Raw genomic sequence first — 14,195 nt, forward strand, 5'->3', positions numbered from 1 at the left:
TTGGCTCAGATCTCGAGCTGGGGCGGCGGCGGGGGAACGGCCTTCTTCTGCTCGCGGAAGAAGATGAAGAGCCCGGCCGCGACGATGATCGCGCCGCCGATCAGCGTCGAGGGGCGCGGCACGTCGCCGAACACGGTCCAGCCGAAGACGATCGCCCAGAGCAGCAGCGTGTACTGGATCGGCGCGACGGTGGCGGCCGGCGCGAGCTTCAGCGAGCGGTTGGTGCAGACGTGCGCGAGCATCGAGACGAGGCCGAGGAGCGCGAGGAGCGCCGTGCTCTGCACGTCCGGCGGCACCCAGCTCGCCGGCGCGAGCACGCCCCCGACCACGAAGGACGCCGTGATCGGCCAGAACACCATCGGCAGGTCGGGCGTCCGGCGCAGCATGCGGCCGGTGAGCAGGATGAGGCCGAAGGCGAAGCTTCCGGCGAGCGAGATCAAGGCCGGCAGCGTCAGCGTCTCGCCCGAGGGCTGGAGCACCACGAGGACGCCCCCGAAGCCGACCACGATCGCCGTCCAGCGTCGCCAGCCGACATGCTCGCCGAGAACGAAGGGCGAGAGCGCCGCGACGTAGATGGGACCGGCGAGATAATAGGCCATGACGTCGGCCAGCGGCAGGTAGACGACGGCGAGGTAGAACAAGCAGACCTCGATGCCGCCGAGCACTGCGCGGAAGATCTGGACGCCCGGCCGCTCGGGCACGAAGAGCGAGCGCCAGCCCGCGCGGTAGACGAAGGGGGCGAGGATCAGGAGCGCCGCGAAGGAGCGCAGGAGCAGCACCTGGCCGACCGAATAGGTGCCGACGAGCCATTTCCCGAGGACGTCGTTGGCCGAGAACATGAAGGTGCCGAGCAGCGCCAGCGCGATGCCGAGCGTCACCGTCGAGCCTTCCGAGATGGAGCGATCTCCCGTCGTCGCCGTCATGAATTTTCCAATCGTTCCCCCGCCGCGGCGGCTCGGCATAGCGCAAATTCGTGTCGCCTCACGAACGAAATCGTGTCGCGGCATGACGCCCCCGCCGTTAACGCCTCGCTTACGCGGCCGCGCGAATAGTGCGGCTCCCCAGTCAGCAAGGAGCAACCATGTCCGACATGAACGACACGGCCGGCATCGCCGGCGGGCGCATCCGCTCGATCGTCGAGCGCATCGAGCAGGTGGAAATCGAGATCGCCGAGCTGATGGAAGGCAAGAAGGAGATCTTCGCCGAAGCCAAGGGCGAGGGCTTCGACGTCAAGATCATCAAGGAGATCATCAAGCTGCGCAAGCAGGACAAGGACGAGCGCGACGAGCACGAGACGATGCTCGACGTCTACATGCGCGCGATCGAGGAGTCCGAGCCGGTCGCCAAGGCGGCCTGAGGCCGGCTCGCTCGTCGCTCACCCTCGCGCGGTCAGGTGGGCGACGCGGCTGCCGAGGTCGATGCCGAGCTCCCGCAGCGCCCGGAACGGGCGCGGCCGTGGCTCGCTCGTCGGCAGCGGCAGCTCGTCCTCCGGCATCCGGTCGAGGATGTGCTCGGCGAGCACCCGGCCGAAGGTCGTGCCCGGCGCGATGCCGCGCCCGTTGTAGCCGCTGAAGGAGAGCACCCGCTCGCCGAGGCGGTGGAGACGGGGCGCGGCGTCCGCCGTCATGCCGATCGCGCCGAACCACTCCGCCTCGAAGGCGACCGGCCCGAGCTGCGGAAACAGCCGCGCCAGGGTTTCTCGCGCCCAGCGGCGGTGCAGCGGCGCCGCGCCCCGGTCGAGCCGGCCGACGCTGCCGAGGATCAGCCGTCCTTGCCCGTCCATGCGGAAGGACGAGAGCACCGACTTCGTGTCCCAGGCGCCCTGGCGCTCCGGCAGGATACTGGCCGCGAGGTTGTCGGAGAGCGGCGCGGTGGCGATGTTGAAGTAGGGCAGGCGCACGATCTCCTCGCGGATCTCCGGCCAGGGCGTCTCGGTATAGGCGTTCGTCGCGACCACCACCCAGTCCGCGACCAGCGCTCCGGCCGGGGTTTCCAGCCGCAGATGCGGGCCCTCGCGCCCGTGCCGGAGGACCGGGCTGCGCGCATGAACCGCTGCGCCCGCCGCGATGGCCGCCCGGGCGAGGCCGCGCGCATAGGCGAGCGGCTGGATGGTGCCGGCGCGCCGGTCGAGCAGCGCCGCGCGATAACAGGGCGAGCCGATCAGCCGCTCCGCCTCCGCCCCTCCGAGAAGCGCGACGTCCGCGCCGCGCGCCTGCCACTGCCGTGCCCGCTCGGCGAGTTCCGCGGCCCCTTTGTGCCCGACGCCGCAATGAAGCGTTCCGGCCCGCACCGCCTCGCAGGCGATGGCGTGACGCTCCACGAGCTCGAAGACGAGGGCGGGCGCCGCGCCGAGCAGCGACAGGATGCGCTCCCCGTGAACGGGCCCGAGGATCTCCGGCAGGGCGTCCGGCATGACCCAGAGCCCGGCATTGACGAGGCCGACATTGCGCCCGGAGCCGCCATGGCCGATCTCGGCCGCTTCGAGCACGGCCACCCGCGCGCCCGCCTCGGCCAGGTGGAGTGCGGCCGAGAGCCCGGTATAGCCGGCGCCCACCACCGCGACGTCGACGCGGCGCTCGCCCGACAAGGGCGGCGTGTCGGGCGCGGGCGGAGCGGTTTTCGCCCAGAGGCCGTGGCTTCTCGGATCGTCGGTCATCGTCGGCTCGCCCCGGCGCGTTGCGGCGCATGATGAAAGGGCCGGCGGCCGAAGGCAACGGGGCGGCGTGGCGCGCTTCAAGGAGCTGTCACTGGCCATCCCTCAGTCGACCATGCCATCGTCGAGACGGTTGCGGCCGGCGGGAGACGCGCGATGACGAGCGGGAAGCCTCAGATCACTCAGGCGATGATCGACGCCTACGACGAATACACCCACCTGACGCTCGATCGCCGCGGCTTCATGCAGAAGCTGACGGGCCTCGCCGGCTCGGCGGCCGCCGCGGCCGCCATCGCGCCGATGCTCGCCGCCTCCAAGGCCAAGGCCGCGATCGTGCCGGAGGACGATCCCGCAATCGTCTCGGCCGAGACCACGTGGCAGGCCGCGGGCGCCGAGATGACGGGCACGATCGTCAGGCCGGCGAGCGCCTCCGGGCCGGTGCCCGGCGTCATCGTCATCCACGAGAATCGCGGCCTCAACGACCACGTGCGGGACGTCGCCCGGCGCATGGCCAAGGACGGCTTCGTCGCGCTCGCGCCCGACTTCCTGTCGGAAGCGGGCGGCACGCCCGGGGACGAGGACAAGGCGCGCGAGATGATCGGCGCCCTCGACGCCGCTCGCACCGTGGAACTCGCCGCCGCCACCGAGGCCTGGCTGCGCGGCGCGAACGGTGTCAACGGCCGCGTCGGCGCCGTCGGCTTCTGCTGGGGCGGCGGGCTCGTCAACAGCCTCGCCGTCGCCGACCCCGATCTCGGCGCGGGCGTCGCCTATTACGGCCGGCAGGCCCCGGCCGAGGACGTGCCGAAGATCCGCGCGCCCCTGCTCCTGCACTATGCCGGGCTCGACGAGCGCATCAATGCCGGCATCCCCGCCTACGAGGCGGCGCTGAAGGCGGCGAACAAGGACTACCGGATCTTCGTCTACGACGGCGTGAACCACGCCTTCAACAACGACACCTCGGCGGCTCGCTACGACAAGGCGGCGTCCGATCTCGCCTGGGAGCGCACGGTGTCCTTCCTGAAGGACAAGCTCGCCTGACGGCTCAGCTCGTCGCGGCCTTCCAGATCAGCATCACGGAGGTCGCGAGGAGCACGGCTTCGACGAGGCGGAAGAAGATGCGCTCGTCGATGCGCCGCGTCGCCCAGGCGCCGAGAAACGCGGCGCCGACGGCGACGGGGAGCAGCGCGAGCGTCGGGCCGAGCGTGCCTTCCACGGTGAGCTGGCCGAGCTCCCAGTAGAAGAACAGCTTCATCACGTTGACGAGCGCGAAGAGGATCGTCGACGTGCCGGCGAATTCGAGCTTGGGCAGGCGCTGGGGCAGGACGTACATCTGGTAGGGCGGCCCGCCCGCGTGGGACACGAAGGACGAGAGGCCCGACAGAGTGCCCCAGAACAGCCCGCGCGGAACGTCGGCGGGCTTGGGCGCGAGCTTGCGCTTGCGCTTGAAGAAGGCGTCGACGCAGAACAGGAGGCCGAGGATGCCGACCGCGAGCGTGATCGCCCGGTCCGGCATGTAGGACACGGTCGCCCAGCCGATCACGACGCCGATGAAGCCCGCCGGGATCAGGATGGCGAGGTTCCGGCGGCTGAAGGCGTGGCGGTAGAGATAGATGCCGACCATGTCGCTGATGACGTAGATCGGCAAGATCAGAGCCGCCGCCTGGAGCGGCGGCATGACGAGGGCGAGGATCGGCACGCTCAGCATGCCGACCACGGGAAGGCCGCCCTTGGCGAGGCCGACGCAGAAGGCGGCCAGCGCCGCGAGTCCGAAGCCCAGCGGCGAGGCGAACGCCCCTTCCAGAAATTCGATCAACCCCCGGCTCCTCCCGCGAGCCTACGCCCCGGCCGTCAGGCCCATTCGCCCTTGCGGAAGACCGGGGTGCGCGTGCCGTCCGCGGCAACGCCGTCGACGTCGACCTGGTCGGAGCCGATCATCCAGTCGATGTGGATGAAGCTCTTGTTGCCGCCGCGCGCGGCGACCTCCTCCGGCGACAGGTCGGCGCCGTTCAGGAAGCACTTGGAATAGCACTGGCCGAGCGCGATGTGGCTCGCCGCGTTCTCGTCGAACAGCGTGTTGAAGAACAGGAGCCCGCTCTTCGAGATTGGCGAGGAGTGCGGCACGAGCGCCACCTCGCCGAGACGGCGGGCGCCCTCGTCGGTGTCGAGCACCTTGTTGAGGACTTCCTCGCCGCGGCTCGCCTTTGCCTCGACGATCCGCCCGCCCTCGAAGCGAACGCGGATGTCGTCGATCAGCGTGCCCTGGTGCGACAGCGGCTTGGTGCTGGAGACATGACCCTCGACGCGGCCCGCATGCGGTGTCGTGAAGACCTCCTCGGTCGGAATGTTCGGGTTGCAGGTGATCCCGTTCTTGGCGGTCGAGGCGCCGCCCTGCCATTCGTGCTCGTCGGCGAGCCCGACGGTGAGGTCGGTGCCGGGGCCGGTGAAGTGGAGGGCCGAGAAGCGCCGGGCGTTCATCCATTCGGTGCGGCGGCGCAGATCCGCGTTGTGCGCGTTCCAGGCCGCGACGGGATCCTCGCCGTCGACGCGCGAAGCGGAGAAGATCGCGTCCGCGAGCTTGGCGACCGCGGCGTCCTCGGGATCGTTCGGGAACATGCGAGCCGCCCAAGAGGCGCCGGGAAAGGCGACGATGTTCCAGTTGATGTCGAAGCCGGCGATCTTGGCGAGGGCCGGCTGGTAGGCCACCGAATTCGCCTTGGAGGCGCGGGCGACCTTCGCCGGATCCTCGCCGGACAGGAGCATGGGATCGTCGCCGACGATGGCGAGGCGCGCGGTGTTCTCGTCGAAGGCCTTGGCGACGCCCTCGTAGAGCCAGGCGGGCGCCGCGTCGAAGCTGGCATCCGGCGCGTGGCGGTAGCGCGCCAGCGAGATCTCCTCGTCGGAGAACAGCGGTGTCACGAGGTTCGCGCCGGCGCGATAGGCGTGCTCCGCGATGCGGCGCACCAGCGGCAGCGCGGCGACCGGGGCGGTGAGGAACAGGTTCTGGCCCGGCTGAAGCCGCAGCCCGACCTTCACGGCGACTTCGGCGAGCCTGTCGAGGCGGGCGGGATCGACGGGGCTGGAAAGGCTGCGCTGGTGGAGGGTCATGGGACACCTGTCTTCTGTGGCTGCCGAGCTTCTAGAGCATTTCCCGCCCGGCCCGAAACGCTTCGCCGTAAAACGACGCGGCAAAATCAACAAGCGAGAGCGCATTGCGTGCCACCGGCTTCGCGCGATGCGCGTCCATGCCAGGAACGGCAAAGCCCGCACCGGCATGTGCCGAAGCGGGCTTTGCAAGGCCTAGAGCTGTGCTCAGTCGTAGACTTCGAGCACCGTGCGGGTGGTCGGGTCGATCACGACGCGCCGATCGTTGACCACGGCGTAGCCGTACTGGGCATTGTCCGGGATGGGCGTGATCGAAACGATCTCCGGCAGGACCTCGCCGACGATCACGTCGCCCTGGTAGGCGACCGAGGGCGTCTGCTGCTCCACGATGTAGGTGCGGACGGTGTCGGGCACGACGGTGGTGGTCGTGGTGCGGGTGACCGTGGTGGTCGTCTCGGTCTGGGCAAGTGCGGGCGCGGCCGTGGCGACAAAGGCGACCGAGGCGAGAACGAGAGCTGTCTTCATTTGTCCGTGTTCCTTAGCGTCCATTCCGCCGCAGAACGCGAACCGGCCGGCTTGGTTGCCTGACGAGCCGGGACAAGCCTGTGGAAAGCCCGCGGATCAGTCCTGCGGATGGTCCACGGGCGCGGTGACCGTGACGCGCAGGCCCGGCCGGTTGTCGCTCTCCTCCAGCGTCCCGCCCAACCGCTCGATGATCGCCGACAGCATGCGCGAGCCGAAGCCGGTGCCCGCCCCGCCCGCCTTGCCGGCGCCGCGGTCGGACACGATCAGGCGCAGGCGGTTGTTGTGCTGCTCGAGCGCGATGGTGAGCGGTCCGCTGTGACCCGCATAGGCGTACTTGTTGGCGTTGATGACGAGTTCGGTCAGGACCAAGCCCACATTGACCGCCCGGTCGGCGGAGACGAGGACCGGCACGAGATCCAGCTCCACGAGGTCGCGCCATTCGTCCGCCATCGACGCGAAGAGGTCGTTGACCAGGTCTTCCAGGTAGCGGCCGAGATCGACCACCTCGACGCTGGCATCGCTGTAGAGCCGTTTGTGGACGAGCGCCACGGCGGATAAGCGCCGCTGCGCCTCGGTAAGATGGGCCGTCACCACGTCGTCGCCGGCCGCCTTGCTCTGGAGGCGCAGGAAGGCGGACACGAGCTGGAGGCTGTTCTGGACGCGGTGGTTCACCTCCTTGAGGAGGTAGTCCTTCTGCCGGATCAGCCCTTCGTTGTCGCGCACGGTGGAGGCGAGATCCTCGTTGAGCTGGCGCAGACGGGCATTGCGACGGTCGTCCTGGATCAGCCGGGCGATGCGGCCGGCCGACTCCGTCTCGGCGAGGGACCAGGGGCGCGAGCGGCCGTGAACGGTCTCCGTCCACGCCTGGAAGGAGGTGCGCGGCGTGAGGATCGCCGTCGGGTCGGCCGACGCCGCCTTGTGCGGATTGCCGGCCCATTCGACGACCTGCAGCTTTTCCGCGCGGAACCAGAGGAGCATGGCCGGCCCCTCGTTCGAGAGCGTCGCGGCGAGGACGCCGCTCGCCAGGGGCGAGACCATCCGCGCCGGCCCCATCCGCTCGGCGAGGCGGTTGGTGCTGAAGACGTCCTGCGGACCCTCGGCGCGCGCGAAGGCGGCGATCGCGCGGATCTCCTCCGGCGGCGGACAGCGCCCGTGCGTGACGATCTCGCCCCCTTGGATCGCGGCGAAACCGTCGGCAGAGAGCATGGCCGCGAGATCGGCGCCGGTGCGGCGCAGGACGTCGAGGATGCTGCCGTCGTGACCGAGCGTGTTGCGGATCGCGTCTTCGCTCGTCCGCAGGCGGATGCGCTCGCGATAAAGGCCGGCATCGTCCTTGGCGCGGATCTGCCGCGCGAGGCCGCTCGCCAGCGCGCGGCAGCTCATGCGGACCGGCAGCGGCATCTCGCGGGGTGTGCGGTGATGGCAGGCGATGAGGCCCCAGAGCACGCCGTCCTTGACGATCGAGATCGAGGCCGAGGCCGCGACGCCCATGTTCTTCAGGTACTGGATGTGGATCGGCGACACGCTGCGCAGGTCGGCGTCGCTGAGGTCCAGCTCGCGCAGCTCGCGCGTCGAGGGGCGCAGCGGTGCCGGCATGTAGGTCACATCGGGAATGACGCGGATGCGGTTGCGGATGTAGAGAGCGCGCGCCTGCTTCGGGATGTCGGCCGCGGGGAAATGGTGGTTGAGGAACGAGCCGACGCCCTCCGCGTCGGATTCCGCGACCACGATGCCGGCATCGTCCTCCAGGAACTTGTAGATCATGATCCGGTCGAAGCCGGTGAGCTGCCGGAAGGCGTCGGCCGCGGTGCGGCAGAGCTCGTCGAGCCCGAGCGCGCGCTCGAAGCGCTGGCTCGCCTCGTCCAGCCCGACCAGCACCTGGATCGGCGCCGGGCCGCCGCTCTCCGCGCGGTCGAACTCGGCCACGAGCCGGGCGCCGACGCGATGCACGACGACGTTGAACACCTCGGTCTGGCCGATCACCGGATCCAGGATCACGGCCTCCTCGACGTGGGCCGCCGCGAGGCGCTCGACCAGCGACTGTCCGAGAAGCGCTTCGAGGCTTTCGCCGAGCCAGGCCGCCGAGAGCCGAGCCTCGATATCCCCCGCGCCGCCGACGACTTCCAGCGTCTCCCCGTCCGCCACCAGCATGAGGCCGTGCGGCTGGATCGACCCGGGAATATGGATCGGCTCGCGGTCGCAGAGCGTCAGGTCGTGTGTCAGGCTTGGCTGGTCGCTTTGAAGCATGCCGGTCTCCGTCACGCCCCGCGCGGAGGCCTCGCCCGATCCTTATTTTGTTGCGGCAGCTTATGGCAATCCCGTCCGGCCTGCGGGGCGGTCGCGAAAGCACTTCGCGGAGCCGCAAGGGAACCTCATCGCGCCGCAAAACGCAGCGGGCGCGCGGCGGTGCGGAGACGATCGGGCGAAGAGCACGATCGCGTTAATCGAGGTCACGCCCTTAGGTGTGACGCATGGCGGACGCGGTCCCGATGCAGCCGCGCGCCGAAATCGAACCAGTGGGAAGGGAAACCTCTTTGCGGCGAAGCCGTTGCGAGCTGACGTTTTCCAATGAATCGGCTTCGATGCGGATTGAAATTTGCGCGGGCGGCTGCACGCGCTGCCCGCCCGAAGGTTGCGTCGTCTCATGCCCGCCGAATACGAGCAGGAATGTTGACGTCGCAGCTAAATACTCCCGCTCTGGGCGTGGAACTGGGTCTTGCCCGGAGAACTTGCATTGTTCGTTTTATCGGGAAGCAGAACCGCCTCGTTTGGCAGAAGCGACCATCAGGCGGCGCGCGGCGGCCGTTTCGACAGGAGATGCGATATGGACGCTGCCGGCGTCGTGCGGGCCGACCGCATCGAGGCGAGCCAATTGAAGGGCCGCCGCGTCTATGGTCCCGACGGCAAGCTCATCGGCACCGTTCAGGACCTTGTTCTGTCGGTGGCCGACGGATCGGTGCTCGAGGTCATCGTCTGGTTCAGCGGCTCCGGGCAGTCCGAGGCGAGCTACTACAGCGTTCCCTGGAAGGCGTTGCGCGCGGCCGGCGACAACCGCGGCTACGTGGTGGATCGCGCTGCGGCCGTGCCGATGGCGCGCCCGGTCGAAGCGGCCGACCAAACTTCCGAAGCCGATCCTGATGACGGCGCGGGACAGGCAGGGTAGAGGGCGCGTCGCAAACCGGCCCCGACGCGGAGTCCTTGTCCGATGCTGAAGACCATCCATCCCCTGATCAACGCCGAGCTCCTGACCGTGCTCGCCGAGATGGGCCACGGCGACGAACTCGTCATCGCCGACCGGAACTTCCCGGCGGAGTCCGTCGCCGCCGAGACCGTGTCCGGCCTTTGCATCCAGCTCGCCGGCGTTGACGCCACCGAGGCGGCGCGCGCCATCCTGACGCTCTTCCCGCTCGACACCTTCGTCGACACGCCGGTGCAAACGATGGCGGTGGTCGGCGATCCCGCCGCCGACATCGAGGTCCACCGCGCCATGCAGGCGGTGATGGACGAGGCCGAAGGACGCGCGGTCGGCATGGAGAAGGCGGAGCGCTTCGCCTTCTACGAGGCCGCCAAGAAGGCCTACGCGGTCGTGCGCACCACCGAGGCCCGCCCCTACGGCAACTTCATCCTGAAGAAGGGTGTCGTGTTCGACTGACGGCGGCTCAGCCGGTCGCGACCCCGGCATCGGCGAAGCTCGCCATGCCGCCGTGGCAGGCGAGCGCCGCCTTGACGACCGCGAGGGCCACGGCCGCGCCCGAGCCCTCGCCGAGGCGCATGCCGAGGTCGAGGATCGGGTCGAGCCGGAGTTCGGCGAGAAGCGTCCGGTGCGCCGTCTCGGCCGAGACGTGGCCCGCCTGAGCGTGGGCGAGGCCGCCCTCCGCCAGCCGCGCGAGCGGCGCCACGGCGGCCGTCGCCACGAAACCGTCGAGGAGCACCGGCACCCCCGCGCGCCGGGCGGCGAGCGTCGCGCCGAGCATGGCCGCGAGTTCGCGCCCGCCGAGCGCCGCCGCGGCGCGCAGCGGATCGGCGAGAGCGTCCGCGTGGCGGGCAAGGCCCGCATCCACCACCGCGGCCTTGCGCGCGAGGCCCTCTTCGTCGACGCCCGTGCCCCGGCCGACCCAGTCGGCGCCGGTGCCGCCGAAGAGGGCCGCCGACAAGGCCGCCGCCGCCGTGGTATTGGCGATGCCCATCTCGCCGATGCATAGGATGTCGGCTCGCGGATCGAGCGCGTCGAAGCCGGCCGAGACGGCGCCCGCGAACTCGGCCTCGCTCATCGCCGGCGCCTGCGTGAAGTCCTCGGTCGCCCGCTCGACCTCCAGCGGCACGACGACGAGCTCGGCGCCGGCGCTGCGGGCGAGCTGGTTGATCGCCGCCCCGCCGGCCGCGAAGTTCGCCACCATCTGCGCCGTCACTTCCGGCGGAAAGGCCGATACGCCGCGGCGGGCGACGCCGTGGGAGCCGGCGAAGACGAGGATCTGCGCGCGCTCGATCCGGGGCACCGGCTGCCCTTGCCAGCGCGCCGCCCAGATCGCCAGCGCCTCCAGGCGGCCGAGGCTGCCCGGCGGCTTGGTCAGCGTGTCCTGGCGAGCCGCCGCGGCTTCGGCTGCGGCAGCGTCGCCGCCGGGAAGGTTCGTCGCGGCCGAGCGGATGGCGTCGAAGCTGTCGAAGCGCATGGAGGCATCTTTCCTGTCAGGCGAGAAGAACGGAGGCGAGGAGGAGGATCGCGGCCTCGCAGAGCTGCTGGAGCGCGCCGCAGACGTCGCCGGTCTGGCCGCCGATCTGGCGCAACGTCAGGGCGCGCATCGCGGCGAAGGCGAGGGCGCAAAGAAGCGCGCCGATCAGCGCGCCGAGCGGCCCGAGAAGGAGAAGGCCGAGCGCGCCGAGGCCGAGCGCGACGAGGGCGCTCGCCCCGGCCATCGCCCCGACGCTGGCCGAGAGCCCGGCTTGCCGCGCCGGCGGCACGAGCCGCAGAAAGGCCGGCAGGACGCCACGCGAAGCCGTGTGGGCGGCGACCAGCGCGGCGAGCGCGGGCAGGGGATCGGCAAAGGCCGCGAGAGCGCTCCAGCGCAGGCCGATCGAGACGACGAGCGCCGCCGTCCCGAAGGTGCCGAGGCGGCTGTCGTGCATGATCTCCAGCTTGCGCTCGACGGTTGCCCCGCCGCCGAAGCCGTCCGCGACGTCCGACAACCCGTCCTCGTGAAAGCAGCCGGTCGCGAGCATGGTGGCGGCGACGGCGAGAAGGCCGGCCGCCGAGCCTGACAGGCCGGCGAGATCGGCCAGGGCGAAGACGAGCGCGCCGATCAGCGCAACGGCAAGCCCGGAGATCGGCACCGCCCAGAAGCAGCCGGAAAAGCTCGCCCGCGCCGATGCCGGATGCGGCACCGGCAGGCGGGTGAAGAAGCCCGTGCAGAGCGCGACGTCCGCGAGAAGCATGCGAAGCGGCGGCATGTCTCAGGCCCTGGCGATGGCGTGGAAGAAGGTGCCGGACACGAGCCCGCGCCGGGCACCGGCGGGCCCGAGCGCCGTGCCGATCCCGTCGAACAGCTCGGCGAGCGGCGCGTCCGCACCGGGATCGGTGACGCGGGCATAATGGAACTCGTGGCCGCGCACCGCGTCGCCGGCGCGCCCGATCGCGCACGTCTCCAGGAGCCGCGCCTCGCGATAGCCGAGGTTCATGCGCCGCTTGGCGAAGCTCGTGGAATGGCCGAGGAGCCCGAGCATCGGATGAGCGATCCCGTCCGCGTCCTCCAGCATCTGGCCGAGCACCATGAAGCCGCCGCACTCGCCGTGAACCGGCCGCGCCTCGGCGAAGCTCCGCAAGCCCTGCCGGAAGCCCGTCGCGGCGGCCAGTCGGCCGGCATGGAGCTCGGGATAGCCGCCCGGCAGCCAGCAGGCGTCGCAGCCGGGATCGGGGGCTTCGTTCGCCAGCGGCGAGAAGGGCACGAGCTCGGCGCCGGCCTCCCGCCACTGCCGCTTCAGGTGGGGGTAGAGGAAGGTGAAGGCAGCGTCCTCCGCGATCGCGACGCGCTGCCCCGGCGGCGCGAGCGCCGGCGCGGCGTCGATCGCGCCGGGCTGCAGCGGCGCGGCGAGCGACAGGATGCTGTCGAGGTCGAGCGAGGCCTCGACGGCGTCGGCGAGGCGCTCGATGAAGGCGTCGAGCGCGGCGTGCTCGCTCGCCTGCACGAGGCCGAGGTGCCTCTCCGGCAAAGCGAGGGTGGCATCGCGCATCAGGCAGCCGAGCACGGGCAGGCCGATCGCCTCGATGGCCTCGGCACATTGCTGGCGGTGCCGCTCGCTTCCCGCCCGGTTGAGAACCACGCCCGCGATCCGGACCGCCGGGTCGTAGGCCTTGAAGCCGAGCGCCACCGCCGCCGCCGAGCGGCTCTGGCCCGACACGTCGAGGACGAGGAGGACGGGCAGGCCGAAGCGGCGCGCGAGATCGCCCGCCGCCCCGGAGCGTCCGGGCTCGGCGCGGATGCCGTCGAAGAGGCCCATGGCGCTCTCGGCGATAAGGATCTCCGCATCGCGCGCCTGCTCGGCCGCGAGTACGCCGAGAAGGGCGGGCGGCATGGCCCAGCTGTCGAGGTTGACGCCCGGCCGGCCGGTCGCGGCCTCGTGGAAGCCGGGATCGATGTAGTCCGGTCCCGACTTCGCGCCGGCCACCGCGACGCCGCGGCGCTTCAGCGCCCGCAGGAGGCCGATGGTGACGCTGGTCTTGCCCGCGCCCGACCGCGGCGCGCCGACGATGATCCCGCGCGCGCTCATGCCGCGTGACCCCCAACGGCGTTCGGCCTATAGCGAAGGCCATGACCGGCATGATCGAGGACATTCCCGAGGGACCGCTGCGCCGCGGCTGGACGACCGGTGCCTGCGCCGCCGCCGCCGCCAAGGCCGCGGCCGCAGGCCTCCTCACCGGCGACTTTCCCGACCCCGTCACGATCACGCTTCCCGGCGGTCAGACACCCGCCTTCGCCCTGGCGCGAGCCGACCTGGAGGGCGAGGCCGCCAGCGTCGGCATCGTCAAGGATGCCGGCGACGACCCCGACGTGACCCACGGCGCGCTCGTCGTCTCCACGGTGCGCCGCGGCGCGCCGGGCTCGGGCGTCACCTTCCGCGCCGGCGAGGGCGTCGGCACGGTGACCAAGCCCGGCCTGCCGCTGCCGCCCGGCGAGCCGGCGATCAATCCCGGCCCGCGCGCCATGATCCGCGCCGCGCTCGCCGAGGTGGCCGGCGAGGACGCGGCCTTCGAGGTGACGGTCTCGATCGCCGACGGCGAGCGCATCGCCGCGCGCACGCTGAACGCCCGGCTCGGCATCCTCGGCGGCCTGTCGGTGCTCGGCACAACGGGCATCGTCGTGCCCTATTCCTGCTCGGCCTGGATCCACTCCATCCATCGCGGCATCGACGTCGCGCGCGCCACCGGGCTGACCCATCTCGCGGGCTCTACGGGTTCCGCGTCCGAGCGCGCCGTGCAGCGCTTCCACGACCTTCCCGAGGCCGCCCTGATCGACATGGGCGACTTCGTCGGCGGCATGCTGAAATACATCCGCGCCCATCCCGTGCCGCGCATCACGATCGCCGGCGGCCTCGCCAAGATGACCAAGCTCGGCCAGGGCATGCTCGACGTCCATTCCAAGCGCGGCGCCGCCGACATGGAAGCGCTCGCCGCCATGGCCCGCGACGCGGGCGCGGACGGCGCCACGGCGGAGGCCATCGCCGGCGCCAACACCGTCGCCGAAGCCTTCGGGCTCGCCGCCAGCGCGGGCGTGCCGCTCGGCAACGCCGTCGCCCGCGCCGCCCGGACGACCGCCCTGCCGGTGCTGCGCGACGCGCCGGTCGCGCTGGAAGTGCTGGTGTTCGACCGGGAGGGCACGCTGCTGGGGCAGGCGCCGTTCGAGGACGGTTAAACCACGTCCGG

The 14,195-nt window shown here is 71.1% G+C and carries 14 protein-coding genes; 5 read left to right on the forward strand and 9 right to left on the reverse strand.

The window, feature by feature from the left end; genetic code table 11:
- Positions 1-5: 5 nt before the first annotated feature.
- A complete protein-coding gene (locus FZN60_RS17075; protein WP_158874701.1) occupies positions 6-923 on the reverse strand; it encodes a DMT family transporter in 918 nt (305 codons plus the stop codon).
- A gap of 158 nt (positions 924-1,081) precedes the next feature.
- On the opposite strand from FZN60_RS17075, the gene FZN60_RS17080 reads away from it, so the two are divergent.
- A complete protein-coding gene (locus FZN60_RS17080) occupies positions 1,082-1,357 on the forward strand; it encodes a DUF2312 domain-containing protein (protein WP_158874702.1) in 276 nt (91 codons plus the stop codon).
- 18 nt (positions 1,358-1,375) lie between these two features.
- Here FZN60_RS17080 and FZN60_RS17085 read toward each other — a convergent pair whose 3' ends face one another.
- The gene (locus tag FZN60_RS17085) at positions 1,376-2,656 is read right to left on the reverse strand and encodes an NAD(P)/FAD-dependent oxidoreductase (protein ID WP_158874703.1); all 1,281 of its coding nucleotides are present in this window, start codon (positions 2,654-2,656) and stop codon (positions 1,376-1,378) included.
- A gap of 153 nt (positions 2,657-2,809) precedes the next feature.
- Here FZN60_RS17085 and FZN60_RS17090 point away from each other — a divergent pair, with 153 nt between their 5' ends.
- Positions 2,810-3,691, forward strand: a complete 882-nt coding sequence (locus FZN60_RS17090) for a dienelactone hydrolase family protein (protein WP_158874704.1) — start codon at positions 2,810-2,812, stop codon at positions 3,689-3,691.
- A gap of 4 nt (positions 3,692-3,695) precedes the next feature.
- Here FZN60_RS17090 and FZN60_RS17095 read toward each other — a convergent pair whose 3' ends face one another.
- The 4 genes from FZN60_RS17095 to FZN60_RS17110 all read right to left on the reverse strand — a co-directional run bounded on the left by FZN60_RS17095 (position 3,696) and on the right by FZN60_RS17110 (position 8,527).
- On the reverse strand, positions 3,696-4,466 hold the full coding sequence (locus tag FZN60_RS17095) for a sulfite exporter TauE/SafE family protein (RefSeq protein WP_246726891.1): 771 nt from the start codon (positions 4,464-4,466) through the stop codon (positions 3,696-3,698).
- Positions 4,467-4,501: 35 nt separating this feature from the next.
- Positions 4,502-5,758, reverse strand: a complete 1,257-nt coding sequence (locus tag FZN60_RS17100; protein ID WP_158874705.1) for an aminopeptidase — start codon at positions 5,756-5,758, stop codon at positions 4,502-4,504.
- Positions 5,759-5,962: 204 nt separating this feature from the next.
- Positions 5,963-6,280 carry a DUF1236 domain-containing protein gene (locus FZN60_RS17105; protein ID WP_158874706.1) on the reverse strand — a complete coding sequence of 106 codons (318 nt, stop codon included), beginning with the start codon at positions 6,278-6,280 and terminating at the stop codon, positions 5,963-5,965.
- A 96-nt stretch (positions 6,281-6,376) separates the two neighbouring features.
- On the reverse strand, positions 6,377-8,527 hold the full coding sequence (locus FZN60_RS17110; RefSeq protein ID WP_158874707.1) for a histidine kinase dimerization/phosphoacceptor domain -containing protein: 2,151 nt from the start codon (positions 8,525-8,527) through the stop codon (positions 6,377-6,379).
- A gap of 469 nt (positions 8,528-8,996) precedes the next feature.
- Between FZN60_RS17110 and FZN60_RS17115 the strand changes: the two genes are divergently transcribed.
- Both FZN60_RS17115 and FZN60_RS17120 read left to right on the forward strand, forming a co-directional pair.
- Complete coding sequence (locus FZN60_RS17115; RefSeq protein ID WP_158874708.1) at positions 8,997-9,443, forward strand: PRC-barrel domain-containing protein; 447 nt, start codon at positions 8,997-8,999, stop codon at positions 9,441-9,443.
- A gap of 42 nt (positions 9,444-9,485) precedes the next feature.
- Positions 9,486-9,932: an RbsD/FucU family protein gene (locus FZN60_RS17120; protein ID WP_158874709.1), complete on the forward strand. Its 447-nt coding sequence runs from the start codon at positions 9,486-9,488 to the stop codon at positions 9,930-9,932.
- Between the two features lie 7 nt (positions 9,933-9,939).
- Here the strand turns inward: FZN60_RS17120 and cobT are convergent, their stop codons facing one another.
- The 3 genes from cobT to FZN60_RS17135 are packed head-to-tail and all read right to left on the reverse strand — an operon-like array spanning position 9,940 to position 13,042.
- Positions 9,940-10,950 carry a nicotinate-nucleotide--dimethylbenzimidazole phosphoribosyltransferase gene (gene cobT / locus FZN60_RS17125; RefSeq protein ID WP_158874710.1) on the reverse strand — a complete coding sequence of 337 codons (1,011 nt, stop codon included), beginning with the start codon at positions 10,948-10,950 and terminating at the stop codon, positions 9,940-9,942.
- 16 nt (positions 10,951-10,966) lie between these two features.
- On the reverse strand, positions 10,967-11,725 hold the full coding sequence (locus FZN60_RS17130; protein ID WP_158874711.1) for an adenosylcobinamide-GDP ribazoletransferase: 759 nt from the start codon (positions 11,723-11,725) through the stop codon (positions 10,967-10,969).
- 3 nt (positions 11,726-11,728) lie between these two features.
- Positions 11,729-13,042, reverse strand: coding sequence for a cobyrinic acid a,c-diamide synthase CobB (locus FZN60_RS17135; RefSeq protein ID WP_158874712.1), 1,314 nt, complete (start codon positions 13,040-13,042; stop codon positions 11,729-11,731).
- A 41-nt stretch (positions 13,043-13,083) separates the two neighbouring features.
- Here FZN60_RS17135 and FZN60_RS17140 point away from each other — a divergent pair, with 41 nt between their 5' ends.
- On the forward strand, positions 13,084-14,184 hold the full coding sequence (locus tag FZN60_RS17140; protein WP_158874713.1) for a cobalt-precorrin-5B (C(1))-methyltransferase: 1,101 nt from the start codon (positions 13,084-13,086) through the stop codon (positions 14,182-14,184).
- Positions 14,185-14,195: the final 11 nt, after the last annotated feature.

Source organism: Antarcticirhabdus aurantiaca (genome assembly GCF_009765365.1).
Classification (GTDB): Bacteria; Pseudomonadota; Alphaproteobacteria; order Rhizobiales; family Rhizobiaceae; genus Antarcticirhabdus; species Antarcticirhabdus aurantiaca.